Origin of the sequence: Vibrio sp. 10N.222.49.C9, assembly GCF_041474985.1 — a bacterium.
Lineage (GTDB): Bacteria > Pseudomonadota > Gammaproteobacteria > Enterobacterales > Vibrionaceae > Vibrio > Vibrio crassostreae_C.
This window is the reverse complement of record NZ_JBFRVD010000123.1, coordinates 1-758: the sequence shown is the minus strand read 5'-3', so window position 1 is coordinate 758 and position 758 is coordinate 1. Positions and strand designations below refer to the sequence as shown.

Sequence of the window (758 nt, the reverse complement as noted above, 5' to 3'; positions counted from 1 at the left end):
AATATCAGTTGACCACTACACTTCGAGGAAAGGCTAAGCCTACTTCTGGAAAGTGAAATCTTGAATCGCAATCAGACAAAAATCCAACGCTTAAAACGGCAAGCCAAACTGAGAGTGGATGCTCAGCCGAGCCAACTCATCTACAAGGAGGGACGAAATCTCAATCGTAAACAGATGAGCGAACTTCTAACGGGCAGTTATCTACATAAGCACCAGAATATCTTGATCACAGGCCCAACAGGTGCTGGCAAAACGTATCTTGGCTGCGCACTGGCAACCAGTGCCTGCGACCAACAACACACGGTCAGATACTACCGATTAACTCGCCTGCTTGATGACCTGACCGCAGGTCGTCTGGACGGTAGCTATCAAAAGCAACTTCAATCGTTGGCTAAGAAAGCTCTACTAATCCTCGACGACTGGGGGATGGAAAAGCTAACCCAAGAGCATGCAAGTCACTTATTAGAAGTGCTTGAAGATCGTTACCAAAACAGCAGCACGATCGTCATCAGTCAGTTACCTGTAAAGGAGTGGTACAACATGATCGGTAACGCCACTGTCGCAGACGCTCTAATGGATCGGCTGGTACACAATAGTCATCGAATAGAACTAGGAGGTGAGTCGATGAGAAAACTGGCGCAATCCGATCACTTAGAGTAAAAATAGGAAGAGAGAAAAACGGCAGGATCAAGTGATCGGAATAAACCGAAACGAGCGATCGCAATCACCGAAATACGCAGCATGTGCTTCTGATTCAC

General features: G+C 46.8%; 1 pseudogene. It reads left to right on the top strand.

Annotated elements, in window-relative coordinates:
* Window positions 1–15: 15 nt before the first annotated feature.
* Window positions 16–660 (top strand): annotated as a pseudogene (gene istB, locus AB4585_RS22275) (IS21-like element ISVch3 family helper ATPase IstB); the annotation flags it as partial.
* Window positions 661–758 lie beyond the last annotated feature (98 nt).